The organism is Halomonas sp. MES3-P3E (assembly GCF_002836035.1).
Taxonomy (GTDB): domain Bacteria; phylum Pseudomonadota; class Gammaproteobacteria; order Pseudomonadales; family Halomonadaceae; genus Vreelandella; species Vreelandella arctica.
Genome location: NZ_PJBT01000191.1, coordinates 132,557 through 158,691, shown reverse-complemented (window position 1 = coordinate 158,691; position 26,135 = coordinate 132,557). Strand labels below are relative to the sequence as shown.

The following is a 26,135-nucleotide window of genomic DNA, read 5'->3' as shown; positions in this document are numbered from 1 at the left end:
CCGGGTATTTTTAGTGAGATGCATTGAGCACCAAGGGCTATATCACCCATTCATCCATAAATTTGTGTACCGGTAATGCTTCAAGCGTTGACCGGTGACTGCATACATCAACAATTTTTTGGCAACGACTTGCTGGAAATCGCATCGCCAAATGTCGCTTAAACTTATCAACTAACAGTGGCATACCCTCTTCACGCCGACGCCGGTGGCCTAATGGATACTCCACCACGGCTTTATCTGTCGCTCTACCATCCTTAAAAAAGACCTGCACCGCGTTAGCGATCGAGCGTTTCTCTGGGTCGTGGTAATCCGCCGAATATCCCGCGTTTTCCTCTACCACCATCTTGCCCCGCAGCTCATCAATCAGCGGATGAGCCGCGTGAAAACTATCTTCATAATGATCAGCGGTCAGCTCGCCAAAGATAAGCGGCACCGCGGTCATGTACTGCAAGCAGTGGTCGCGGTCCGCTGGGTTAGCGAGCGCCCCGGTTTTGGAAATGATACGGATAGCCGAATCATGAGTGGTCAGCACGATCTTATCGATGTCAGCCAGACGATCTTTCACCTGAGGATGAAGGATTACCGCAGCTTCACAAGCCGTCTGAGCATGAAACTCAGCAGGAAAAGCGATCTTGAACAGGATATTCTCCATCACGTAGCTGCCGAACTCGCGCTGGAAACGCAGCCGTCGCTCCGCTTCTGGTTTCAGGCTCAAATCTTTATTGGTGTGGCTAAACAGCACATCGTAGAAGCCCCATTGGGGCGCCGACAGCGCGCTGGGAATACCCATTTCACCGCGCAGGGCGATATCCGCTAAGCGCACGCCCCGTGAAGTGGCGTCCCCCGCGGCCCAGCTTTTCCGCGAACCTGCGTTGGGCGCATGACGATAAGTTCGTAGGCTCTGACCATCGACCCACGCATGGGAAAGCGCCGACAGCACCTGCTCACGATTGGCGCCCAACAACTTGGCGGCCACCGCAGTAGACGCCACCTTTACTAGCACCACGTGATCGAGTCCAACCCGATTAAAGCTGTTTTCCAGCGCCAGTACACCCTGTATTTCATGGGCCATAACCATTGCTTCAAGCACATCACGCATCACAAGCGGTGCTTCACCTTGAGCAACTCGCCGCTGAGAGAGGTGATCGGCTACCGCCAGAATGGCACCAAGATTATCGGAGGGGTGGCCCCACTCGGCGGCAAGCCAGGTATCGTTATAGTCCAGCCAGCGGATGATACAGCCGATATCCCATGCCGCTTTGACTGGATCAAGACGCAGCGTTGTGCCTGGGACTCGCGCTCCAAACGGCACCACCGTGCCTTCAACTATCGGCCCAAGGTGCTTGGTACACTCCGGAAAGCGTAGTGCCAAGAGCCCACAGCCAAGCGTATCCATCAGGCAGTAACGCGCAGTCTCCAGCGCCTCTTGGGAACCCACCTGATAGTTCAGGACATAATCGGCAATGGCCTGCAGCTCGGGATCGTAATCGGGCCGCTCATTGGCTTCGGATGTGGCAGATGGTCTGGTAGACATAGCGCTCTCTCCTACTGTTGAATCACCTATTACTCAGTATGGCTCAAGAAACGCGCCCTAAAAGCTGTCCCCAGGAATTCTCACCACTCCTTCCATCAATACCCGGGCACTACGGCTCATCACCGCCTGCTCGATATGCCACCGCCCCTCGACCAAGTTTGCTTCAGCGCCAACACGCAAGCTGCCGGAAGGGTGTCCAAAAGTGACCGCGTTACGTTGACCGCCACCTCCTGCTGCCAGATTCACCAGCGTGCCTTCAATGGCAGCTGCAGCGGCAATGGCGACGGCGGCCGTGCCCATCATGGCGTGATGCAACTTGCCCATCGAGAGCGCTCGCACCACCAGATCGATATCACTAGCATTCACACTCTTACCGCTCGAAGAGAGGTAATCCACTGGCGGGCCCACAAACGCCACTTTGGGTGTGTGCTGACGGTTAGCGGCCTCACTGATGTCGCTTATCAGCCCCATTCGTAATGCGCCATGGGCACGAATGGCTTCAAACATCGCAAGCGCTTTACCGTCGCCATTGATGACATCCTGAAGCTCGGTACCCACGTAGCCAATATCGTCGGCATTAATGAATATCGTGGGTATACCGGCATTGATCAGGGTGGCTTTCAGCATTCCCACGCCCGGGACGTCCAGTTCATCGATTAGGTTGCCAGTGGGGAAGATTGCTCCCTCGCCGTCCGCCGGATCCTTAAAAGCTACTGGAATTTCAGCCGCGGGAAATGTCACCCCATCCAGCTCAAAATCGCCTGTCTCCTGCACTTGACCATTCACAACAGGTACCTGGGAAACGATGGTTTTCTGAATATTGACCTGCCAGATTCTTACCTCGACGACACCATTTTCCGGAATGCGTGATGCATCAACTAGGCCGTTGGCTATCGCAAAGGGGCCAACCGCCGCCGATAGGTTGCCGCAGTTGCCGCTCCAATCAACATAGGGCTTATCGATAGAGACCTGGCCAAACAGGTAATCTACATCGTGTTCGGCTGACTTACTTTTCGACAGAATCACCGTCTTGCTGGTACTTGAGGTCGCCCCGCCCATGCCATCAATCTGTTTTTCGTAAGGGTCGGGGCTGCCGATGACGCGCAGTAGCAACTGATCCCGCGCTACGCCCGGCTGCTGGGCCGCTTCGGGTAGATCATTGAGCTTAAAAAATACGCCTTTACTGGTGCCGCCGCGCATATAGGTGGCCGGGATCTTTATCTGCGGCACATGTTTGTTTTGAACTGACTCGCTCATTATTACCACTCCTAAAAATAACCCGGTGCTCTAAGCCTGATTCGAAAAGCTAGGTTCGAAAAGCTAAAGACACCGGGCTCTCTTGGCCAGATACGGTTTTAAGCTGCCGTCGATTCGAGGAAATCCTGGGCGAAGCGCTGCAGTACGCCACCAGCGGTGTAAATTGACACCTCCTCGGCGGTATCCAAACGGCACTTCATCGCGACGCGCTCGCTGTCTCCGCGTTGGCGGTGGATTACCAGCGTGAGCATTGCCCCTGGCGAAACGGCGCCTTCGACATCGAAGGTTTCGGTGCCATCCAGAGCGAGTGTCATGCGTGTAGTACCCGGCTCAAACTCCAGCGGCATCACCCCCATACCGATCAGGTTGGTGCGGTGGATACGTTCAAAGCCTTCGGCGGCAATCGCTTCTACGCCTGCCAGTGCCACGCCTTTGGCCGCCCAGTCCCGTGAAGAGCCCTGGCCGTAATCCGCCCCGGCAATGATAATCAGCGGCTGCTTACGCGCCATATAGGTTTCAATCGCTTCCCACATTCTGGTCACTTCGCCTTCGGGCTCTACCCGCGCCAGCGAGCCCTGTTTTACCTTGCCGTCGGCATCGCGCACCATCTCGTTGAACAACTTCGGGTTGGCGAAGGTAGCGCGCTGGGCAGTCAGGTGGTCACCGCGGTGGGTGGCGTAGGAGTTGAAGTCTTCCTCCGGCAGGCCCATTTTGGCCAGGTACTCACCCGCCGCGCTGTTGAGCTGTATCGCGTTGGAGGGCGACAAGTGATCGGTCGTGATATTGTCCGGCAGTATCGCCAGCGGCCGCATGCCTTTAAGAGTTCGTACCTTGGCCATATTGCCCTCCCAGTACGGCGGACGGCGGATATAAGTGCTCTGGGGCCGCCAGTCATACAGAGGGCTGACCTGGGCGCGGGCGCTCTTATCCAAGTCGAACATGGGAATATAGGTCTGGCGGAACTGCTCCGGCTTCACCGATGATTTGACGATCGCGTCGATCTCTTCATCCGCTGGCCAGATATCCTTCAAAGTGACGGGGTTCCCCGCCTGATCAACACCTAATGCGTCTTTTTCAATATCAAAGCGAATCGTGCCTGCAATGGCGTAAGCGACCACCAACGGTGGTGATGCCAAAAACGCCTGCTGGGCGTGGGGATGAATACGGCCATCGAAGTTACGATTACCTGAAAGCACGGCGGTTGCGTAGAGGTCGCGCTCGATAATCTCCTGCTGAATTTTTGGTTCCAGCGCCCCGGACATGCCGTTACAAGTGGTGCAGGCATAGGCGACGACACCGAAGCCAAGATTTTCCAGCTCGCTCATCAAACCGGCTTCTTCCAGGTACATCTTGACGGTTTTCGAGCCCGGCGCCAGCGACGACTTCACCCAGGGCTTACGCAGCAGACCGAGCCGATTGGCGTTACGGGCGATCAGCCCGGCGGCGACCATATTGCGCGGGTTAGAGGTATTGGTGCAGCTGGTAATGGCGGCGATGATCACCGCGCCATCCGGCATTCTGCCCGCTTTCTCCTCTTCCCGCGCTGCCTCAAGCCCTACCGCAATACCGCGCTGTGCCAGTTCTGACGTGGGCAAATGAGCGTGAGGGTTGGAGGGCCCCGCCAGGGTGCGCGTCACCGACGAAAGATCAAAGGTCAGCACCCGCTCGTACTCAACCTCGGTCAGGCTATCCGCCCAGAGGCCGGTGTGCTTGGCATAGGTTTCGACCAGCGCCACCTGCTCATCTTCACGGCCGGTAATCCTCAGGTAGTCGATGGTTTGGCCATCGATGTAGAACATCGCCGCGGTCGCGCCGTATTCGGGGGTCATATTCGAAATCGTGGCGCGATCACCCACGGTGAGCGCATCGGCACCTTCGCCGTAAAATTCCAGATACGCCCCGACGACGCGCTCTTTACGCAGGAACTCGGTAATCGCCAGCACCATATCGGTGCCAGTTATCCCTGGTTGCAGCTTGCCGGTCAGCTCTACGCCGACGATATCCGGTAAGCGCATCATGGAAGCGCGGCCTAACATCACGCTTTCGGCTTCCAGGCCACCCACGCCTACTGAGATAACGCCGAGTGCGTCCACCATCGGCGTGTGGCTATCGGTCCCCACACAGGTATCGGGATAGGCAATGCCGTCGCGGTTCTGCACCACCGGTGACATCTTCTCCAGATTGATCTGGTGCATAATGCCGTTGCCGGGGGGAATCACATCGACGTTCTCGAATGCCGTCTTGGTCCAGTTGATAAAATGGAAACGGTCATCGTTGCGACGATCTTCAATGGCACGGTTTTTCTCAAAGGCGCCCTCTTCTGAGCCTGCGTGCTCCACCGCCAATGAGTGATCGACAATCAGTTGGGTGGGCACCACCGGATTAACCTTGGCGGGATCGCCGCCCTTTTCGGCGATGGCGTCACGCAGCCCGGCCAAATCGACCAGTGCGGTTTGGCCGAGGATATCGTGGCAGACGACACGCGCCGGGTACCAAGGAAAATCCAGGTCACTCTTGCGCTCGATCAGCTGTTTCAGCGCATCAGTGAGCAGTGCTGGATCACAGCGGCGCACCAACTGCTCGGCCAGCACACGCGAGGTATAGGGCAGCTGAGCATAGGCACCGGGCTGGATATCTTCCACCGCCTCGCGAGCATCAAAAAATTCAAGCGCTGTGCCAGGCAGGGGTTTACGGTATTGGGTATTCATAACAGGCAGACTCACAAGAAGGGGCTGAAAAAAGCCCGGTAGCCAAGCCACCGGGCATCACGCAGGTCAGTCTCGCGCTTCTATCGGCACCCACTCGCTCTTCTCGGGGCCGGTGTAATCGGCACTGGGGCGGATGATGCGATTATTGGCGCGCTGCTCAAATACGTGTGCCGCCCAGCCAGTCAGCCGCGAACAGACAAAAATCGGCGTGAACAGTTTGGTGGGTATATCCATAAAGTGGTATGCGCTGGCGTGGAAGAAGTCCGCGTTACAGAACAGCTTTTTCTCGCGCCACATTACCGCTTCGACCCGCTCGGAAACCGGGTAAAGCACTTTGTCACCTACGTCGTCGGAGAGCTTCTTGGACCAGTGCTTGATAATCGCGTTGCGCGGATCGGACTCGCGGTAGATCGCATGACCAAAGCCCATGATCTTGTCCTTGCGCTCCAACATGCCCATGATCTTGCTTTCCGCCTCTTCCGGCGACTGCCAATTCTCGATCATCGCCATGGCCGCTTCGTTGGCGCCGCCATGTAGCGGGCCGCGCAACGAACCAATCGCACCGGTCACGCAGGAGTGCATATCGGAAAGCGTTGAGGCACAAACTCGTGCTGTGAAGGTAGAGGCATTGAATTCGTGCTCGGCGTAAAGAATCAGCGAGACGTTCATGACCCGGGCATGCAGTTCAGAAGCAGGTTCGCCGCGCAGCATATGGAGGAAGTGACCGCCTACCGAGTCATCATCCGTTTCAGTATCAATGCGTACACCGTCATGAGAGAAGCGATACCAGTAGCAAATAATCGAGGGCAGCACCGCTAGCAGGCGGTCGGCCACGTCCTGCTGCTGATCAAAGTTCTCCTCGGTTTCTAGATTGCCCAGCATTGAGGTGCCGGTGCGCATCACATCCATCGGGTGAGCATCTTTAGGAATCTGCTCAAGCACCGTTTTCAACGCATCGGGCAAACCGCGCAGGTTTTTGAGCTTACTGATGTAGTGATCTAATTCACCCTGGTTGGGCAGCTTGCCTTTTAGCAGCAGGTAAGCAACCTCTTCAAACTTGGCTTTTTCGGCGAGCTCTTTGATATCAAATCCACGGTAGGTCAGGCCTGAGCCGGTTTTGCCTACCGTACACAGCGCGGTGGTACCGGCGCTCTGGCCACGCAATCCTGCACCTGTCACGGGTTTATCAGCCATGGTGAGTCTCCTGTTACTGCTTTTATTTTAAATTGTGTCTTTCAAATATGATCGAACGTTAACTGGCGTTTGACTTACTGGTCGTCGCCCTGTTCGGCAAACAGTGCATCGAGCTTTTGTTCAAAGTCGTGGTAGTTCAGAAAATCGTAGAGTTCATCGCGCGTCTGCATCATTGGCACAACGTCTTTTTGATGGCCGTTGTCGAAGATGCTTTGATAGACCTGCAGTGCCGCGGCATTCATAGCGCGGAACGCGGAGAGCGGGTAAAGCACCATGCGGCATCCAACGTCGCCAAGCTCCGCTTGAGTAAATAGCGGGGTAGCACCGAACTCGGTGATGTTGGCCAAAATCGGCGCGTTGACCCTTTCACAGAAAGCTTTGTAATCATCCAGTGTGTGAACGGCTTCGGCGAAAATAGCATCCGCCCCGGCTTCAACGCAGGCATTAGCGCGCTCAATGGCCGCATCGAGACCCTCTTTTTGAAACGCATCGGTACGGGCAATCAAATAGAATTCGGAGTCGATCTTGGCATCGGCGGCGGCTTTGATACGGTCGACCATCTCCTGCTGAGTGACAATTGCCTTATTGGGGCGATGGCCGCAGCGTTTTTGCGCGACCTGATCTTCCATGTGCACCGCGGCGACACCAGCACGCTGCATCTCTTTCACGGTGCGGGCGATATTGAAAGCACCGCCCCAGCCGGTATCGATATCCACCAGCAGCGGCAGCTCGGTCGCGCCGCAGATACGGTGAGCATCTTCCACCACATCATTCATGGTCGTCATGCCCAGATCCGGCAGGCCGAACGATGCATTGGCGACACCGCCACCGGAAAGGTAGATAGCCTGGTGACCGACTTTTTCAGCCATCAGTGCTGTATAGGCATTGATGGTGCCGAGTATCGGTAGCGGACGATTCGCTTCTAGCGCGGCCCGAAAACGGGCGCCGGGAGTCATCTGGGACATGAGGAGTTTCTCCTGTTGTTAATTTTTTAGTTATGTTTTAGCTGTATAATTGAGAGCGTTACGATTTGGACGCTGACTGTTCGAGAGAAGCTGCATAGCGATCCGCCACATTGGCGCGGGAGGCGCTGACATGACGGCGCATCAACAGCTCGGCCAACTCGGCGTCCCCGGCTTCAATGGCATCCACAATGCGATGGTGCTCCACGAAAGCCCGCTGCGGTCGCGTGCCACTGGCACTGAATTGGGTGCGATAAAGGCGCACGAGATAGTAGAGATCGTCGCACAACAGGTTCATCAGCATTTTGTTATGGCTGCCCTGAACAATGCAGTAGTGAAAATCGAGATCGCCTTCGCGCTGGTAGTAAGCTTCGCCGCGTTTCAGGTCGGCTTGTCCTTCATGCAGCGCCAGTACATCCCGCAAACCTTGCACCTCTTCCGGCGACATATGCTCCGCCGCCAGGCGCGCCGCCATACTTTCCAGAGCTTCACGCAGGTCAAACAGCTCTAGAAGCTCTTTCATTGAGAGTTGAACCACGCGCGCGCCTACATGAGGAACTCGCTCAATCAGGCGGTGTGCTTCCAGGCGACGCATCGCTTCGCGCAGCGGCCCGCGTGAAATACCATAGGTCTTGGAAAGCCCCGGTTCAGTGATCTTGCTTCCAGGGGCGAGTTCGCCGCGCACGATGGCATCCTGCAATTGATGAAATACCCGCTCTGCGAGCGTGCGTACTTCGGGTACAGCCATTTCCGAGGCGGTTGCCTCAGAACCTGCTGTTGCTGAGGAAGCGTTGGCGGCAGTAGACGAGTTAGAAGCGAGTGTTGCCATGATTAATTGTCGACAATTGAAAAGTAAACAAACTCTAGCGCGTGTCATTTGAACCGTCAACTAGCCTAGATAGCCGATTTTGTACGCCTTTCGTTGTACTGATAGGGAAAATCAGATCAGCTCTGTCAACAATCAAGCAGTTATTGTTAGGTAACGAGTGGTGGGTTGCGGTTGCATAGCGTTAAATGCGACAGGCGTCTAACACTGGTGTCATTGCCTACGCCCCTCTAAAATGGCTCGCCCTTTACTGGCGAGGCGTTTGTTTAATGATCAAGGCGTTGTCGATGACTTCCCTGCCCTATTCACCCGACCCCTTGGGTGTATTCGCCCGCCTGCGCGCCAGACCCGGCGCGGTGCTGCTCGATAGTGGTCGCCCGATTGCCAATGGTCGCTTTGATATTATCAGCAGCGACCCCCTGGCTACGCTGGAAGTGACGAGCGACGGCAACCCGAGCCTCTCATCTCATCAGTTCAGCCCTCCACCACACCTAGCCAACGATGCGTTTGCGCTGCAGCAGTGGCTATTGGATCAGTTAGATATTCCTAATGAGCTCAGTGAACTCCCTTTTCTTGGCGGTTTGATTGGCTATTGGGGCTACGATTTAGGACGTAAAACCTTATCAATACCTAGCGGTCAAACGAGCCCGGTCGCACTACCACAAGCCCGCCTAGGACTTTACGATTGGTGTATTACGCTAGATCACGTGGCCCAGCAGGCATGGTTAATTGCCACGCCGGAACGTCGTGACCAGGTAAAAACCTGGCTTGCCACGTCACCAGACCAGCCAGGCACATTTGCACTTAATAATGCCTTTCAGGCCGAGCTTAGCCATGACCAGTACGTCTCGGGTTTTAACGCCGTGCAGCGCTATATACGGGCGGGAGATTGCTACCAGATCAATTTAGCGCAGCGTTTTTATGCCGACTATGAGGGGGATGAGTGGCAAGCGTACCTGCGATTGCGTCAGGCAACGCCCACGCCTTTTTCGGGCTTCATGGCCTGGGGAGATAAAGCCGTTCTCTCACTTTCGCCGGAGCGTTTTATCCAATGCCGCAATAGAGAAGTCGAAACGCGGCCCATCAAAGGCACCCGTCCGCGGGGCGCAACGCCAGAAGAAGATCAGGCGTTAGCGGAACAGCTATTGAGCAGCACTAAAGACCGCGCTGAAAATGTGATGATCGTTGACCTGTTGCGCAATGACTTAGGCCGCGTGTGTAAGCCTGGCTCCATTCGCGTGCCGCAGCTGTGCCGCTTGGAGAGCTACCCCAACGTGCACCACCTGGTTAGCGTCGTGCAGGGAACGCTGGCCGATAGCTATACCCCACTGTCACTTCTTGAAGCCGCTTTTCCCGGCGGCTCGATTACCGGCGCACCCAAGGTTCGCGCCATGCAGATTATTGATGAATTAGAGCCCTGCCAGCGCAGCGTCTATTGCGGCAGCTTAGGTTATGTCGATGTACGCGGCAGTATGGATACCTCCATCGCCATTCGCACGATGGTTGCCGAGGCGGGAAGATTGCATGTATGGGGCGGCGGCGGCTTAGTGGCAGACTCACAAGCGGACGAAGAGTACACCGAAACACTGGATAAGATTCGCCACCTAATTGGCGCCCTGGAATAAGCAATTAAATTTCTATATCTAAAAGGAATATAAAAGCCTAACTAAACGGTATTGGGGCGTCAGGGGTCGGGTTTGATAGCCTAGTCACCATAACTCTACACCCGAACAGGAGGCAGCATGTCCTCAGAGCTTGAAGCGATCAATAACGAATTTGCTAACAACCCGCAGGGTTTGGTTGAGTGGGCATTAGCCCAGGGCGCGCGGCCTATCTGCACCACTAACTTTCGCCCTTTTGAGGCGGTGATTCTGCACATGGTCAGCCAGGTACGCCCGGATATACCAATTGTTTGGATGGACAGCGGTTACAACACCGAGGCGACCTATCAATTCGCCGACGAGGTGATAAAACAGCTCAACCTCAATATCGTCAGCTTTGTGCCCCGTCGTACTCGCGCCCACCGCGAAGCGCTGGACGGCCCCATGCCGGGCATTGACGACCCGCGCCATGCAGCCTTTACTCAGGAAGTGAAACTCGAACCTTTCGAGCGTGCGTTGCGTGAAATGCAGCCTGACGTATGGTTTACCGCGCTACGCGCTGAAGACACCCCCGAACGCGCCAAAATGCAGGCGGTTAGCCGCAACAGCGACGGCCTGTTAAAAGTGGCCCCGCTGCTACAGTGGAGCGCTAAAGATATGTATCAGTACCTACAGGCGCATAACCTACCCAACAACTTCGACTACTTTGACCCCACAAAGGTGGAAGAGAAGCGCGAATGCGGGCTGCATTTACAGCACTGATACTCGTCAATAATCAATACTCGGGCAGGTCTAAGTCATCAAACAGCGACTGTTCATGGCGTGGGCCTGCTGTTAGCGCTTCATCCACACGGTCACGGGTTAAGTGAGGCGCGAAGCGCTCTAAAAAGTCATACATATAGCCGCGCATAAAAGTGCCACGACGAATACCAATCTTGGTCGTGGAGCTGGCAAACAGATGGCTTGCATCCAGTGCTACCAAGTCATCGTCAAGCGCCTCATCCACGGCCATATGCGCCACGATACCCACGCCCATTCCCAGGCGCACGTAGGTTTTTATCACATCGGCATCGGCTGCCGTGAGCACTACGTTAGGCGTTAACCCCTTCGCTTTAAAGGCATCATCTAACTGAGAACGACCAGTAAACCCAAACACATAAGTCACCAACGGATGCTCGCCAAGCGCCTCAAGGGTCAACGGGCCATCATGAGTCGCTAAAGGGTGCCCCTTAGGCACCAGTACGCAGCGGTTCCAGCGATAGCATGGCAGCAGTACCAAATCGGTAAACAGCTCCAGTGACTCGGTGGCGATAGCAAAGTCTGCCTGCCCTTCGCTAACCATCTGTGCAATCTGTTTGGGCGTCCCCTGCTGCATATGCAGGGCTACATCAGGGTATTTCAGCGTGAATTCGCTAATGATCGGTGGTAGCGCGTAACGAGCTTGAGTGTGTGTGGTTGCAATCGACAGGCTGCCACGACGCTCGTCGCTATGCTCCTGGGCAACCTGCTTGATATTATCGGTCAGGCGCAGCACTTGCCCGGCCAGTTCAATAATCGATTGGCCAGCAGGCGTTACTCGCGTTAGGTGCTTGCCGCTGCGGGCAAAAATCTCAACGCCAAGCTCGTCTTCCAATAAACGAATTTGTTTGGAGATCCCCGGTTGTGAGGTAAATAGACTTTGCGCCGTGGCTGAGACGTTCAGGTTATGTCGATTGACTTCCCAGATATAGCGTAGCTGTTGTAGCTTCATATCCTCACCTTATTTATTCTCTAAACAGATCTATGTAGGATGCGCTTTGAAACACATCCTTGCGCAGCTACTACGATGCGTTTGATGGAAAGCGGCGCTGGTGCGGCACTTTACAGCACTAGATAGAATAAAAAACCAATGGATAATACTTTTATATTATAAAAAATCTTCCTACCAGCATCCATTAATTTCTGCTATTCAGATAAATCACCACACGGGAAATTTGCCAGCAACCTCCGCGCCCGCTAACATCTGACCACGCTTATCGTGATAGAGATGAGGCGCGGTGAACGAGCGCCAATTGATCGCGTAATGACCGTTGCTCCATTTGAGGCAACGAAACAGTAAGAGCAACGCAAACGGGAGAAGCAAATGGCTAATAATGTTGATGTCACCAACGCCAATTTTGAGCAAGAAGTCCTCAACGCTGAACAGCCTGTGCTAATGAAGTTCTGGGCGCCCTGGTGTGGCCCGTGCAAAGTCATGGCCCCGGTCGTTGATGAAGTAGCTGCAGAGCGTCAGGACAGCCTGAAAGTCGTTAGTGTCAATGTTGACGATGCACCTGAAATTGCTGCCGAGCAAGGCGTACGCGGTGTACCTACCGTGATGCTGTTTAAAGCAGGCACCAAAGTCGCCTCACTGGTTGGCGCGCAATCCAAATCACAACTGACGCAGTTCATCGAACAGAACGCCTGATGACAGCCGTTTAGTACGTGCAATTTAGTACGTACAATTACCGCCGACGCTGTCGGCGGTAGTGTTATCACTACTCTTTACCTCAACTTCAGCGCTTCCACGGCGGCAAGCTTGCGTCACTCGCCCTACTATCCTTTATACGCCGCCTCCCAGGCCCTAGCAGCCGAGCGATCCAGCGTGTTTGTGGGTGGCTATCAAGCGCGATTTTAAGTGTCATTGTCAGCACCACCGAAAGTAACATCCCCGCCGCACCAAAGATCCAGCCCCACACGACCAACGATAAAAACGCCACAAAAGTGGAGAGCCCTAACGCCTGCCCCATTACCCGTGGCTCAATTAGGTTGCCAAGCACAAAGTTGATGACCAGATAGGCCGATGCCAACAGCATCGCCTGAAACGCGCCGCCATCTTGGGCAACCAGTAGTAACAGCACCGGCGGTATGGCGGCCAGAGCAGAACCAATATTAGGAATGAAGTTTAGCGCAAAGGCTAACACCCCCCACAGCAGTGGAAATTCAACACCAACAATCAAGCAAGAGAGCCAAACCAGCGCACCCGTGGCAAGGCTAATTACCGTCTTAACTGCAAGGTAGCGCTTTAGCGTTAAGCTGAACTCACTGAAACGCTTCAAACTGGGCGCGGGATTTTCCAGTGCTCGAGATATTTTGTCGCGCACGTTGAGCGTCTCAAACAGCATGAAGATGACCAGCAGCCCAACAATAATGCTCTGCATGAAGAGATTGCCAAGCTGGCTCAGTAGCGCTGGCATCCAGGAGCCTTCATCCTCGCCTTCAAAGAGGGAGTTGATCTGGTCAGGGTTGATTGCTAATCCGCGTGAAGAGAGCGCATTAAGCAAGTTCCAATACTGTTCATATAGCCGAGACTCAATTTCCGGCAGCGCCGTCAAAAAAGTGCTAAAGCTATTAACCACTAGCAGACCAATGAGCGATATAAACGCCAGCAATACCATTAAGGTCAGAAAGGCCGACATTCGCATGCTCAGACCACAGCGGTGCAGCCACTGCACCGGCGAGGTACACACCACCGCGATAAATATCGCCAGTAGCAACGGCACCAGTAAATCAGCACCAACTTTCATTCCAGCAATAATCACTACCAACGCGGCAAGCGCCAAGGTGGCATTGAGCGGAATACTTCGGTAATCCTCATCAGACACGTTCGACATAATCTTTCCCTAGCCTGTTATTGGTACATAATGGCTGCTTTGATCATAGTGCACAAACCGTGCAAACAATAAGCAACTGTTGTGCGTCCACTCTTCCTTGCTGAACTTTCTTTTCTACTACCCTTCCAAGTTGTGTCTGCCCTAACTTCTTGAAACAGCTTTTAAAACGATGATTTAACTTGGCGGCGCGGCTGTCCACTCACTGCTGCCCTCTTACTTAGGAAGCCATTTATGAAAGCAATTCCACTCAGTCTTCAAAACGCTGGTTCTCAAACACTAGGTTCTCAAAGGTCAGGTTCTTCAGGACTACGCTCTCAACTTCTAGGTTACGGCCTGCTAGGTGGTACCTTATTAGCACTCCTAAGTGCGCCTTTTGCTCACGCGGCACCGGCACACCAAGCGCCCCCCAGCCTGCACGTTCAAGCACAGTCTTGGGTTGAGGTAGAACCCAACAAGGCCACCCTCAACGCGCGCTTATGGGAAAACACGCCAGCCCTTTCCACCTTGGAAGGGAGCGATAGTAGCGCACTTAGTGATGCACGCGAGCGTTTAGAGAGCCGCGCCAGCGAATTAATCGAAAAAATGGAAGCCACCGGTCTTGAACGCAACGCCATCAACGCTGGATCGCTTAACGTCTATCCAGAGCATATTCAAGGACCGCGCAACGAAGACGGCGAACATGAAACACTCCAGCGCACACGACTGGAGCGCCCTATCACCGTCGAACTTACCGACCTTGATCAGTTAAGCGAAGTGTTAGACGCACTGATTGCAGCGGGCGTTAACTCGCTGGACGGCGTGCAATTCGACCTACAGGACCGTGATGCCGCCACCGATGAAGCATTGGTCAAAGCGCTAGAAAAAGCGCAGCACAAGGCAAACTTGATGGCCGATAGCCTGGATGCCGAACTGGGCCATGTGAAGCGCATTGAAGAAACGCAATCACCTATCTTCCAACCGCAGATGATGTCGATGCGGGCGGAGAGCGATGCCGCTGGTGCCAGCCAATCCGCTGCCACCAGTGATTACAGCCCTGGCACCATTCGTATTGATGCTGGCGTTAACGTTGTGTGGGCGCTTAAAGGACCAAATGCTCCAGGCCGCCCAGGTAGCGACGTAGCGGCTCAGGAATAGTCACCGACCCATCCGCCTGCTGGTGGTTTTCAAGCACTGCCAGCAGGCAACGCCCCACCGCTAGTCCAGAACCATTCAAGGTATGCAGCAACTGTGGCTTTTTGGTATCCGGGTGGCGATAACGCGCCTGCATACGCCGCGCCTGAAAATCCTCGCAGTTGGAAACCGAAGAAATCTCCCGGTACGTTTCCTGACTGGGCAACCACACTTCTAAGTCGTAGGTTTTAGTCGCCCCAAAGCCCATATCCCCAGTACACAGCGTCACCACACGATACGGCAGATCCAGCGCCTGAAGGATTGCCTCCGCATGACCACGCATCTCGTCCAACGCCTCATAGCTCTTCTCCGGTTCGACGATCTGCACCATCTCGACCTTATCGAACTGATGCTGACGGATCATGCCGCGGGTATCACGGCCGTGTGAGCCTGCTTCAGAGCGGAAACACGGTGTATGCGCGGTAAGCTTCATCGGCAATGCCGCCTGCTCGACAATTTCATCGCGCACGAAGTTAGTCAGCGGTACTTCCGAGGTGGGAATCAGGTGGTACTCGCGCTCATCGTCCAGCTTGAACAGATCTTCGCCAAACTTCGGTAACTGGCCAGTCCCCATGAGCGATTCGCGATTCACCATATAGGGCACGTAGCACTCTTCGTAGCCGTGCTGTTCGGTTTGGGTGTCCAGCATAAACTGCGCCAGCGCCCGGTGCAGGCGTGCAATCGGCCCGCGCATTACCGCAAAGCGAGCGCCAGTAATCTTAGCTGCCAACTCAAAATCGAGATAACCCGATTTTTTACCCAGATCGACGTGATCGAGTACCGTGAAATCAAACTCCCGCGGCGTGCCCCAGCGGTGCAGCTCAACATTATCGTTCTCGCTTTTGCCTTCCGGCACGCTTTCATGGGGCAGGTTGGGAATACCGCTGATGGCGTCGTCCCACTCCTCCTGCACCTCGGCCAGCTCACGCTTGGCTTTATCCAAGCGATCGCCCAAATCGCTGACTTCATCCAGCAGCGGCTGAATATCTTCACCGTTAGCCTTGGCTTTACCAATCGCTTTGGAACGCATGTTGCGCTCGTTTTGCAGCTGCTCGGTTTGCGTTTGCAGCTCACGGCGACGCGACTCCAGCGCCTGCAGTCCCGCTTTATCAAGCACAAAGCCCCGGCGGGCCAGTTGTTGAGCAACCGTGTCAAGATCACCGCGCAGCAGTTTCGGATCGAGCATGAATCCTGTCCCTTGGCCTGAAATCAATAAGAGCAACGCGCCAACGCACGTGCAGAAAGGCGACTATTGTAGGCAAAAGCGCGGCGGGGAGCTATGGGCAGTGTCACGCTGCAGTTGTGATTCATGCGATTTCTCGGCAACCTAGCCCTTATTCACTCAAAGCCGAGCAACGCAACTATGTCTACTGCCTTTGATCAAACGCTTGCCGCCATTGATGCTTTGCATGCCGAGGATCCGCGCTCCACGACGCTTGCCGATGGCACCTCCATGCCCCAGGAGCTGGCCTACGCCCAGCGTATGAGTGGCTGGTTAGACCGCGTTCACGATGCCCCAGATGAAGTGCTGCGCCTGGCCGTTCGCGCCCAGCACTTGCAGCGCTGGTTAGTGCCGCGCGATGAGTACCCCGAAGGGCGTGTGGGTTATTTAACCTGGCGGCGCGATCAGGGAATTCGTGCTGGCGATACTACCGCTCAACTTATGCGCGACGCAGGCTATGCGGACCAAGACGCCGCCCGAGCCGCGAAGATGATTGGCAAGAAAGGCTTAGGCCGCGACCCAGACGTACAAGCGCTGGAAGATTGCGCCTGCCTGGTGTTTCTAGAGAACTACTTTGCTGATTTCTCGCGCAAGATCGAGCACGACCACATGGTGCGTATTGTGCAGATGACCTGGCGCAAAATGTCACCCCGTGCCCACGAACTGGCGCTAGCACTGCCGATGTCAGACGCCTCATCAGCGCTGGTAAAAGAAGCCCTGGGTGTTGAGTAAGGTGTTACCGTAAGGTGCAGCCGGGCAGTCGCTGCGGTAAAGTAGCCATCTTCTTTTTTTGCGCCCCCGGCACTGACGGCTTGCTCAACTATGATTGCATCCTTGGATACCCGTACCGCCCCGTTTGAACGCTTGGGAAATTCGTATTTACGTTTTCTTCAAGCCCTCAAAACTCGCGGATTTGAAGGCGAAATTGCCCCCGACTATGCCAACCGCACGGTGCTGGCGACAGATAACTCGATTTACCAGCGCCTGCCCCAGGCGGCGGTCTACCCCAAGCATGCCGAAGACCTTGAACGCCTGACCCGACTAGCCGCGCAAACCTCCCACCGGGGCATTGTGTTGACCCCACGTGGCGGCGGCACCGGCACCAACGGCCAGTCACTTACCGACGGCATCGTGGTGGACGTATCACGCCACATGAACAAGATCATCGAGATCGACACTGAAAACCGTCGAGTGCGTGTACAGGCCGGGGTGGTGAAAGACCAGCTCAACGCTGCGCTCAAACCCCACGGGCTGTTTTTCGCCCCGGAGCTTTCGACCTCTAACCGCGCCACCATCGGCGGCATGATCTCCACTGATGCCAGCGGCCAGGGCAGCTGCGAATATGGTAAAACCCGCGACCATGTTTTGGAACTCGATACTATTCTGATCGGTGGAAAGCACCTGCACAGCCGTGCGTTAACACGTGACGAAGAGCAGGCTGAATGCCAGCAGGAAGGCATTCTGGGCCGCGTACATTCCACCGCCGCCGCCATTGTCGACCAGCAGCGGGACTTGATTGCAGCCAAGTTCCCGCCGCTCAACCGCTGCCTGACCGGCTATGACTTGGCCCACCTGCGCAATGATGAAGGGCAACTAAACCTCAATAGCCTGCTGTGCGGTTCGGAAGGTTCGCTGGGCTTTTTGAACGAAGCGGTGTTGAACGTGCTGCCAATCCCCAAGCACTCAACACTGGTTAATGTGCGCTACACCAGTTTTATGGACGCACTGCGGGATGCCAAAGCGCTCATGGCGGCTAGCTCTTCACAAAACCAGCCGCAGGCGCTGCGCCCGACTTCCATAGAGACCATCGACGACACAGTACTGCAACTGGCCATGGAAGACTTCGTCTGGGACAGCGTAGCGGAGTTCTTCCCGGCAACCGCTAACACGGCAATTCGCGGCATTAACCTGATCGAATTTAATGACGACCATGAAGCCCCCCTCGCCGAACGAGTGCGCGCTTTCACCAACCATCTAAGCCAAGACACCACCGTAGAGCGACTGGGCTACACCCTGGCCGAAGGGCGCGAGCAGATCCAGAAAGTCTACGGTATGCGCAAACGCTCGGTCGGTTTGCTCGGCAACGTGCAGGGCGAGAAACGGCCGATTCCGTTTGTGGAAGATACCGCCGTACCGCCGGAGCACTTGGCGGACTTTATTGCCGAATTTCGTGCCGCGCTGGATGCCAGAGGGCTCTCCTACGGGATGTTTGGCCATGTAGACGCTGGCGTACTCCATGTGCGCCCCGCCATTGATATGAAGGATCCCGAGCAGGAAAAACTGATTCGCGCAGTGTCCGATGAAGTCGCCGCGCTTACCCAAAAATATGGTGGCCTGCTGTGGGGCGAACACGGTAAAGGCGTGCGCTCTGAGTACGCGCCTAAATTCTTTGGCGAGCTCTATCCCAGTCTTCAGCGGGTAAAAGCGGCCTTTGACCCCTATAACCAACTCAACCCTGGCAAAATCGCTTCGCCCGCCGAAAGCGGTGAGCTAATCGCGAAGGATAGCGACCCTGATCTGCTGACGGTCGATGGCGTGCCCATGCGCGGCCAGTTTGACCGCACCATCGACGAGCACGCCTGGCAGGCCTACGACGCCGCGGTGTACTGCAACGGTAACGGCGCCTGCTACAACTACGACCTTGATGACCCCATGTGCCCTTCCTGGAAGGCAACGCGGGATCGCCGCCACTCTCCCAAAGGCCGCGCCAGCCTGATCCGCGAATGGCTGCGCCTGCAGACCCAAGCAGGGATCGACGTTGTTGAGGAGTCGCGGAAGAAAAAAGCCGAGGGCAGCTGGGGGTTTATTAAAAGCTTTCCACTACGGGTGGCGAATACGCTAAGCCGCAAGCAGCACCACGACTACTCCCACGAAGTTTATGACGCCATGGCGGGCTGTTTGGCGTGTAAGTCCTGCGCCGGGCAGTGCCCCGTCAAGGTCAACGTGCCCCAGTTCCGTTCGCAGTTTTTAGAGGTCTACCACGGCCGTTACCTGCGCCCGCTGCGCGACTATGTGATTGGTGGCACCGAGTTTATGCTGCCCACCCTGGCCAAGGCGGCGCCGCTGTATAACGCGGTAATTGGCCAACGTTGGGTAAAGCAACTAATGCGCCGCACGCTGGGCATGAGCGATTCCCCGGCGCTCTCGCGGGCCAGTGTTAAAAAGCAGTTGAAGGCCTGGGGCGTCGCCGAGGCAACACCGCTCTCGCTGGCCCTGTTAACCGAACAGCAGCGCGCCAACAGCGTGATACTTGTGCAGGACGCCTTCACCACCCACTTTGAAGCCAAGCTGGTGATGGACGTGGTGGAGCTACTCTCGCGCTTCAATCTACGTGTGTTTGTGATGCCTTATTCGGCTAACGGCAAACCCCTCCAGGTACAGGGCTTCCTGGGCGCCTTCGAGCGCACCGCCGCCAAGCAGGCCGAGCGGCTACGCACCTTGGCCCGCTTTGATATTCCCCTGGTGGGCATCGACCCGGCGATGACGCTCACCTATCGCCAGGAGTACGTCAAAGCGTTAGGCCATGAAGCCGTGCCGGAGGTGCTGATGCTGCAAGAGTGGCTGGCGACCCGCATCAATACGCTAGCGCCCACCCCGCTAAAGCTAACCGACCCCGGCTTTAAGCTGCTCGCCCACTGCACCGAGAAAACCAACGCGCCGGGCAGCCCTAAAGCATGGCAGCAAGTGTTCTCGGCGTTTGGGTTAGAGCTTGAGCTGATGGCCACCGGCTGCTGCGGTATGTCAGGCACTTACGGCCACGAAACCCGCAACGCCGCTACATCAAAAACGATCTACGCCCAGTCTTGGCAGCCCCAGGTGGAAGCCGAAGAAAACACAGGCAAGCTACTGGCCACCGGCTACTCCTGCCGCAGCCAGGTGAAGCGCTATTCGGCACAAAAACTACCTCACCCACTTCAAGCCCTATTGAAAGCCCTGAAGCAGCAGTGATGAGGTTCCGGTAGTCAGGCTTGGTGCTGCTTGAGTTCAGCAATCAGAAAAAGAGCCTTTTCAGCGCCAAACCCGGATCGCTTTCGCGCATAAAGGCTTCGCCAACCAGGAACCCGTTAACGTTGTGGTCACGCATCAGCTCAACGTCATCGCGGGTATGAATACCCGATTCGGTAATCACCGTGACGCCTTCAGGAATGCGCGGCAGCAGATCCAGCGTGGTATTGAGGCTGGTGTCAAAGGTGTGCAAATTGCGGTTGTTGATACCCACTAACTTTAGCTCCAGCGCCAAGGCGCGCTCCAGCTCGTCTGCATCGTGCACCTCTACCAACACATCCATTCCCAGTTGATTGGCCTGCTGGTGTAGATCACGCAGCTGTGAGTCATCCAAGGCGGCGACAATCAATAGGATGCAATCGGCACCAATAGCTCGCGCTTCACTGACCTGATAACCGTGGGTGATAAAGTCTTTACGAATCACCGGTAGCGTACACACATCCCGCGCGGCAATCAGGTAGTCTTCGTGGCCCTGGAAGAAGTCGGCATCGGTGAGCACCGATAGACAGGCAGCGCCCCCTTGCGCATAGCTTTTGGCGATATCGGACGGGTGAAACTCTTCACGAATAACGCCTTTCGAGGGAGAGGCTTTTTTCACCTCGGCGATAATCGCCGGATCACCCGTTGCGATGCGTGTATTAAGCGCTTCAATAAAGCCACGCGGGGCGCTCTGCTTCTCTCCTAGCGCGAGCAGGTCTGATTCTGAAACCGCTTGACGACGCTCAGCCACTTCTTGATCTTTGCGAGCCAGAATGCGCGTTAAAATAGTTGGCGTTGCCTGTTGAGTCATGTTGATCTCTTTTTTTAAAACTTATCTTGTTTAAGAACCTACTGCTTAAAAACGCTGGTAAAGTGCGAAAGCTCTTTGAGTTTTTCGAGCGGCAGCTTGGAGGCTTGCGCGTCCTGGGCCACCATCACCCCCTCTTTTAAGGTATCCGCCACGCCCGAACAATAAAGTGCGGCGCCAGCGTTTAGCGCGACCATATCGGCGGCGGCGCCTTCACCGGAAAGCGCGGCCTTGACTAAGCGCAGGCTATCTTCGGCGCTATTGGCTTTCAGTGTTGCCAAGCTCTGGCGCTCAATGCCCAGCTCTTCGGGCGTAATGGTGTACTGGGTAATCTCACCCTCCTTAAGCTCGGCGACTAAGGTGGGGCCTGCCAGGGAGATTTCATCCAAACCATCGTCTGAATGGACCACCATCACGTGGCGGCTACCCAAGGTTTTCAGCACTTCTGCCATTAGCGGTACCAGCTCCGGCGCATAAACGCCAAGTACCTGGTTGGGAGCACCAGCCGGGTTGGTCAGTGGGCCCAGAATATTAAACAGCGTGCGCACGCCCATTTCACGGCGGGGCCCAATGGCATAGCGCATGGCCGGGTGATGATTAGGGGCAAACATAAAGCCAACGCCCACCTGCTCAATACAGCGCGCCACCTGATCAGGCTTAAGATCCAGGTAGATACCCGCCACATCAAATAAGTCTGCACTACCGGATGACGACGAAACGCTGCGGTTACCGTGCTTGGCCACGTGTGCGCCAGCGGCAGCGGCAACAAAACTGGCAGCGGTGGAAACATTGAACAGGTTCGCGCCATCGCCACCGGTGCCGACAATATCGACAACGTTTTCAGCATGCAGCTCAACGCGTTTCATCAGCTCGCGCATGACCTGGGCAGCAGCGCTGATTTCAACGGCGCTTTCGCCCTTCATGGCAAGGCCCACCAGCAGGCCACCGATTTGCGCATCACTAGCATCGCCGGTCATGATTTGGCGCATCAAGGCGTGCATGGCATCGAAAGAAAGGTCTTCGCGGCGCATCACCGCATTAATTGCGTCTCGCATTTGCATGAGCAGAGGGGCCCCTAAAAAAGCGTGTGAAACCGGCCATCAGCCGCGTTTTAAAAAATTGGCCAATAGCTCATGGCCTTGGCGGGTAAGAATCGACTCGGGGTGAAACTGCACCCCTTCAATATCTAGCTCGCGGTGACGAAACCCCATGACTAAGCCGGGAGTAACGTCGTCATCGCCTGTCCAGGCAGTGACTTCCAAACAGTCAGGCAGGCTCGCTTTATCGACGACCAGAGAGTGATAGCGGGTCACCTCAACAGGGTTATCCAACCCTTCAAATACACCTTGGTTCGCGTGTAGTACAGCAGAGGTTTTGCCATGCATGACCTGTGGGGCGCGCACGACCTTGCCACCAAAGACCTGCCCAATCGCCTGATGGCCCAGGCAGACACCTAAAATAGGTAGCTTGCCAGCAAAATGTTCGATGGCGGCCATGGAGATACCTGCCTCGTTAGGCGTACAGGGCCCGGGCGACACCACCAAGTGCGTCGGCGCCAGCGCTTCAATCTGCTCAATGGTGATGTCGTCATTAAGGTAAGTGATTACTTTCGCGCCCAGCTCGCCCAGGTACTGGACGATGTTAAACGTGAAACTGTCGTAATTGTCTATCATCACCACTTTACGCGCTGGCTGATTCTGCGCTGACAGTTTCTGCCCCGACTGAGCTTGCGCCATTGCCCCACTTACTCCGTTGCGTCATTCAGATCACAGATGAAACCACTAATGACTTGATGATACCGCAACCGGGCGCTGCGTTGCAGGGGTTAAGTGCCGCGCCGGGCAGTAATGATCAGAAGCTCCCCCAGCGAGCTTACGAACCGCCCCATAAATGGGACTCACCAGCGGCGCACAGAAGAAACCGTTCGTTCAGTCATCAGGCACGCTATGCTTAGGAGTGTAAGACTATTAAGCATAGTGGCACTTTCCTTTAGAGGAAATCCAACCTTATACCTTACCTCGCTCGACCTGCCCGAAGATTGGTACTAGCAACGAACCACCGCAGTCTTTATTATCTACCGACATTTACGTTAGTTTACAATTAAGTTAGGAGCGTAAGATGACAAAGCGGGTTACCTGGATGTGTACGCTCTTATTTGTCGCATTGATCAGCACTGCGCCAGCCTATGCCAACACAACGCTACGCGTTATTGCCTCGTTTTCAGTCATGGAGGAGTTGGTCAAACGGGTGGCAGGAGACGCGGTCAGCGTCAATGTCATTGTTCCTGTGGGTGAAGACGTTCACCGCTGGGAGTTAACACCCCCCAATGTGCTTGCGTTAGAAGAGACCCATATCGTCTTTTATAACGGGTTGGGCTTAGAGCCTTGGATTCGTCATATTGAAGCGATGTCAGACGATCAGTTAACCCTCGTGGAAGTGGCGAAAAAGGCCGACTACGCGCCGCTGATGATCTCGACCGGGCAATATAAAGGCGAACCAGATCCGCACATGTGGATGGACCCCGCCGGCGCCGCCGCTTACATTGATGTGATTGCCGCCACGCTGGCCGAGCACCTGCCCAAGCAGGCAGATGTGTTTTATGCGCGCGCCGAAGAAGCTCGCAAAGCGCTGACTACTCTGAGCTCAGAGGTGAAAGAGCGGCTCGATGGTATCCCTCAAACCAACCGCACACTAATCACTAGTGAAGCAAGCTTTGGTTATTTCGCACGTGCTTTCTCATTTCAAGCCCAGGGAATATGGGGCGTTAATCATGAGACCCAAGGCAGTGCCCAGGCAATGGCCAAAATGAGCGAGCAACTTGCTGCAAAACGTCTCTCGGCACTCTTTTTTGAAAGCACGACACCCAGTATTCATATGGATGCTTTAGCTCGGGAGACTTCAATTCCACTCGCGGGGCCGTTGTATGTCGATTCACTGAGTAGCACAGATGGCCCAGCTGCCAACTATTCGGCCATGCTGCGTCATAACGCAGAGGTACTGCATACCGCTTTAGGCGGCGCAACGGCCGAGTAATCAGCCCTTTGTCATTACTCAATCGCCTTTGTCGTCTGGGAAGTAGTTGCCAGCAATTCTGTTAACGAAGAGAGCACTAGGTCAGGGTGACTCTCTTCGATTGGCTCGCCGTGGTTGTAGCCGTACGGTAACGCTACGGTAGTAAAGCCTGCCGCTTTACCAGCAGCAATATCATGCCGGGAATCGCCCACCATCACACATTCATCGGCTGGAATCTGGCACATGCGGGCAGCATGCAGCAGCGGCAGTGGATGAGGCTTTTTTTCAGCCAGTGAATCACCACCCACCCAGAGCGCAAAATAGTCCAGCAGTTCAAAGTGCTGTAAGAGCGGCTCAATAAAACGCTCAGGCTTATTGGTAATTAGCACCAGTGTCATTCCTTGCTGGTGCAGCCCCTGAAGCGCTTGTTGAACGCCCGAATAGAGCGTTGTGAGAACATGGGGCGCGGCGCCATAGTAATCCATAAAAGTATCATAGCCGCGCTGCTGGAGTGCGGGCGTGGGCGGTGTCTGTAACGCCCAGGTTAGGGCTCTTTCGACTAATACCGGCGCCCCATTACCGACCCAATCGCGCACCTCTGCTTCGCTTGGCTGGCGTAGATCAAGCGCCTTTAGAGCATGCGCCACCGCGGCGGCAAGATCAGGTACCGAATCAATCAACGTGCCATCCAAGTCGAACGCAATCAGCCGCTTACCCTGCAGTGCTGAATGTAGTCCTGAATATCGTTCTGTCAATCGTATGGAATGCACCGTCATTGCCCTCTGCCTCATCGTGTTTAGAAAACTATCTTACCTGTTCAAGGTAAACGTTCGCATTAGTCAGAAGCGTAAGAAGCTTCTATGCTGGAGCTAACTTAGCCAAGGAGATAATGATGGCCATACCCAGGATTGTGATTGTCGGCGGTGGCGCGGGTGGGCTAGCCCTCGCTACGCGGCTAGGGCATACATTAGGCAAGCGTAAACGCGCAGAGATTGTGTTGTTGGATCGTAACACCACCCACGTTTGGAAGCCTTTGCTCCATGAACTGGCGACCGGCGTGCTTAATTCCAGTATGGACGAGGTGGATTATCGCGGACATTCGTCTGCTCACTTCTACCGTTATCAGCGAGGTTCACTGACGGGTGTGGATCGCCAGCAGCAAGTCCTACGTTTAGCCCCCGTTAAAGACGAAGATGGCGCTGAGGTACTGCCTGCCCGCGAGTTAACCTATGACTACTTAGTGATGGCGTTGGGTAGTGTTTCCAATGACTTCGGCACGCCCGGCGTCGCCGAGCACTGCCACTTTATTGATTCGCCCCAGCAGGCCAAAGCGTTTCAGCGCGATATGATCAATACCTTCCTGCGCTATACCGACCCCACCCTGCGCCAGCATACCCAGTTGACTATTGGCATTGTGGGCGGCGGCGCAACAGGGGTAGAGCTTGCCGCCGAGCTATTTGATGCCTCACGTATGCTCAATGCCTATGGCGTAACGGCGATAGATCATCAGCACATTAGCGTACACTTGCTAGAGGCTGCGCCACGCTTGCTGCCTGGGCTTTCTGACCGGGTCAGCCAGACCGTTAAAACAGAGCTTGAGAAAATGGGCGTCACCGTTCATACCGATACGGCGATCAAGGAAGCACAAGCGCATCGGCTGATTACCGACAACGGTGAGGAGATAAAGACGGATATTAATGTGTGGGCAGCGGGTATTAAAGCGCCGCCATTTCTAACCGAACTTGGCCTGACGACTAACAAGAAAAATCAGATCGAAGTGAAACGTAGCCTGCAAAGTGTCGACGATGAACGAATATTCGCGCTTGGCGACTGCGCCAGTTGCCCGATGGGAGACGAGGGTACCGTGCCGCCTCGCGCTCAAGCGGCGCATCAACAAGCCAAGTTATTAGCCAAAAACCTGGTTAACCAACTGGAAGATAAGCCATTACAGGATTTTCGCTACCGTGATCATGGCTCACTGGTCTCACTGGCGCGCTACGATGCAGTGGGTAATTTGATGCGTAGCGGAGCCTCCAAAGGTCTGTTTTTGGAAGGCTGGCTGGCACGCAAAGCGTATGCTTCGTTATATCGTACGCATCAGCTCTCAATTCATGGGGCGACAAAAACGGGGCTGTCATGGCTGGTGGATAAACTTAATAAGTATTTAAAACCGCGCATGAAATTACACTAAACAAACACCCCGTTAATTTTCGCTTGAAACGCAG

The 26,135-nt window shown here is 55.2% G+C and carries 21 protein-coding genes; 8 read left to right on the top strand and 13 right to left on the bottom strand.

All coding sequences use genetic code 11. The features are described 5' to 3' along the window. Window positions 1-37 precede the first annotated feature (37 nt). The 6 genes from prpD to CXF87_RS19615 form a co-directional block, all read right to left on the bottom strand. On the bottom strand, window positions 38-1,534 hold the full coding sequence (gene prpD, locus CXF87_RS19640) for a 2-methylcitrate dehydratase (RefSeq protein ID WP_101147876.1): 1,497 nt from the start codon (window positions 1,532-1,534) through the stop codon (window positions 38-40). Between the two features lie 57 nt (window positions 1,535-1,591). Then, window positions 1,592-2,791 (bottom strand): 2-methylaconitate cis-trans isomerase PrpF, encoded by a 1,200-nt coding sequence (prpF, locus tag CXF87_RS19635; protein WP_101147875.1) that lies wholly within the window; start codon window positions 2,789-2,791, stop codon window positions 1,592-1,594. 98 nt (window positions 2,792-2,889) lie between these two features. After that, entirely contained in the window at window positions 2,890-5,499 is a 2,610-nt protein-coding gene (gene acnD, locus CXF87_RS19630; RefSeq protein WP_101147874.1) for a Fe/S-dependent 2-methylisocitrate dehydratase AcnD, read from the bottom strand. 66 nt (window positions 5,500-5,565) lie between these two features. Next, entirely contained in the window at window positions 5,566-6,693 is a 1,128-nt protein-coding gene (prpC, locus tag CXF87_RS19625) for a bifunctional 2-methylcitrate synthase/citrate synthase (protein ID WP_101147873.1), read from the bottom strand. Window positions 6,694-6,767: 74 nt separating this feature from the next. Beyond that, the gene (gene prpB, locus CXF87_RS19620; RefSeq protein WP_101147872.1) at window positions 6,768-7,658 is read right to left on the bottom strand and encodes a methylisocitrate lyase; all 891 of its coding nucleotides are present in this window, start codon (window positions 7,656-7,658) and stop codon (window positions 6,768-6,770) included. 58 nt (window positions 7,659-7,716) lie between these two features. Continuing rightward, the gene (locus CXF87_RS19615; RefSeq protein ID WP_101147871.1) at window positions 7,717-8,403 is read right to left on the bottom strand and encodes a GntR family transcriptional regulator; all 687 of its coding nucleotides are present in this window, start codon (window positions 8,401-8,403) and stop codon (window positions 7,717-7,719) included. 347 nt (window positions 8,404-8,750) lie between these two features. Between CXF87_RS19615 and pabB the strand changes: the two genes are divergently transcribed. Beyond that, on the top strand, window positions 8,751-10,106 hold the full coding sequence (gene pabB / locus CXF87_RS19610; RefSeq protein ID WP_101147870.1) for an aminodeoxychorismate synthase component I: 1,356 nt from the start codon (window positions 8,751-8,753) through the stop codon (window positions 10,104-10,106). A 117-nt stretch (window positions 10,107-10,223) separates the two neighbouring features. Then, window positions 10,224-10,844: a phosphoadenosine phosphosulfate reductase domain-containing protein gene (locus tag CXF87_RS19605; protein WP_101147869.1), complete on the top strand. Its 621-nt coding sequence runs from the start codon at window positions 10,224-10,226 to the stop codon at window positions 10,842-10,844. Window positions 10,845-10,857: 13 nt separating this feature from the next. Here the strand turns inward: CXF87_RS19605 and cysB are convergent, their stop codons facing one another. Next, a complete protein-coding gene (gene cysB / locus CXF87_RS19600) occupies window positions 10,858-11,832 on the bottom strand; it encodes an HTH-type transcriptional regulator CysB (protein WP_101147868.1) in 975 nt (324 codons plus the stop codon). A gap of 372 nt (window positions 11,833-12,204) precedes the next feature. Here cysB and trxA point away from each other — a divergent pair, with 372 nt between their 5' ends. Further along, the gene (gene trxA / locus CXF87_RS19595) at window positions 12,205-12,528 is read left to right on the top strand and encodes a thioredoxin (RefSeq protein WP_008959554.1); all 324 of its coding nucleotides are present in this window, start codon (window positions 12,205-12,207) and stop codon (window positions 12,526-12,528) included. An 88-nt stretch (window positions 12,529-12,616) separates the two neighbouring features. Here trxA and CXF87_RS19590 read toward each other — a convergent pair whose 3' ends face one another. Beyond that, a complete protein-coding gene (locus tag CXF87_RS19590) occupies window positions 12,617-13,714 on the bottom strand; it encodes an AI-2E family transporter (protein ID WP_008959555.1) in 1,098 nt (365 codons plus the stop codon). A 231-nt stretch (window positions 13,715-13,945) separates the two neighbouring features. Between CXF87_RS19590 and CXF87_RS19585 the strand changes: the two genes are divergently transcribed. Then, window positions 13,946-14,848 (top strand): SIMPL domain-containing protein, encoded by a 903-nt coding sequence (locus CXF87_RS19585; RefSeq protein WP_101147867.1) that lies wholly within the window; start codon window positions 13,946-13,948, stop codon window positions 14,846-14,848. On the opposite strand, the gene serS is transcribed toward CXF87_RS19585, so the two are convergent. Continuing rightward, entirely contained in the window at window positions 14,793-16,070 is a 1,278-nt protein-coding gene (serS, locus tag CXF87_RS19580) for a serine--tRNA ligase (protein ID WP_101147866.1), read from the bottom strand. The genes CXF87_RS19585 and serS overlap by 56 nt on opposite strands. A 177-nt stretch (window positions 16,071-16,247) precedes the next feature. Here serS and CXF87_RS19575 point away from each other — a divergent pair, with 177 nt between their 5' ends. Beyond that, on the top strand, window positions 16,248-16,838 hold the full coding sequence (locus CXF87_RS19575; protein ID WP_101147915.1) for a DUF4202 domain-containing protein: 591 nt from the start codon (window positions 16,248-16,250) through the stop codon (window positions 16,836-16,838). A gap of 90 nt (window positions 16,839-16,928) precedes the next feature. Next, window positions 16,929-20,054, top strand: coding sequence for a D-2-hydroxyglutarate dehydrogenase YdiJ (gene ydiJ / locus CXF87_RS19570; protein ID WP_101147865.1), 3,126 nt, complete (start codon window positions 16,929-16,931; stop codon window positions 20,052-20,054). A 43-nt stretch (window positions 20,055-20,097) separates the two neighbouring features. Here ydiJ and trpC read toward each other — a convergent pair whose 3' ends face one another. From trpC to CXF87_RS19555, 3 genes are read right to left on the bottom strand one after another with little or no spacing between them, the layout of a single operon-like run. Next, on the bottom strand, window positions 20,098-20,901 hold the full coding sequence (gene trpC / locus CXF87_RS19565; RefSeq protein ID WP_101147864.1) for an indole-3-glycerol phosphate synthase TrpC: 804 nt from the start codon (window positions 20,899-20,901) through the stop codon (window positions 20,098-20,100). A gap of 38 nt (window positions 20,902-20,939) precedes the next feature. Continuing rightward, a complete protein-coding gene (gene trpD / locus CXF87_RS19560; RefSeq protein WP_101147863.1) occupies window positions 20,940-21,959 on the bottom strand; it encodes an anthranilate phosphoribosyltransferase in 1,020 nt (339 codons plus the stop codon). A gap of 39 nt (window positions 21,960-21,998) precedes the next feature. Beyond that, window positions 21,999-22,634 carry an anthranilate synthase component II gene (locus CXF87_RS19555; RefSeq protein WP_101147862.1) on the bottom strand — a complete coding sequence of 212 codons (636 nt, stop codon included), beginning with the start codon at window positions 22,632-22,634 and terminating at the stop codon, window positions 21,999-22,001. A 382-nt stretch (window positions 22,635-23,016) separates the two neighbouring features. Here CXF87_RS19555 and CXF87_RS19550 point away from each other — a divergent pair, with 382 nt between their 5' ends. Further along, entirely contained in the window at window positions 23,017-23,931 is a 915-nt protein-coding gene (locus tag CXF87_RS19550; protein ID WP_101147861.1) for a metal ABC transporter substrate-binding protein, read from the top strand. 14 nt (window positions 23,932-23,945) lie between these two features. Here the strand turns inward: CXF87_RS19550 and CXF87_RS19545 are convergent, their stop codons facing one another. Then, window positions 23,946-24,686, bottom strand: a complete 741-nt coding sequence (locus tag CXF87_RS19545; RefSeq protein WP_101147860.1) for a phosphoglycolate phosphatase — start codon at window positions 24,684-24,686, stop codon at window positions 23,946-23,948. Window positions 24,687-24,802: 116 nt separating this feature from the next. Here CXF87_RS19545 and CXF87_RS19540 point away from each other — a divergent pair, with 116 nt between their 5' ends. After that, window positions 24,803-26,101 carry an NAD(P)/FAD-dependent oxidoreductase gene (locus tag CXF87_RS19540; protein WP_101147859.1) on the top strand — a complete coding sequence of 433 codons (1,299 nt, stop codon included), beginning with the start codon at window positions 24,803-24,805 and terminating at the stop codon, window positions 26,099-26,101. The last annotated feature ends 34 nt before the right edge of the window (window positions 26,102-26,135 follow it).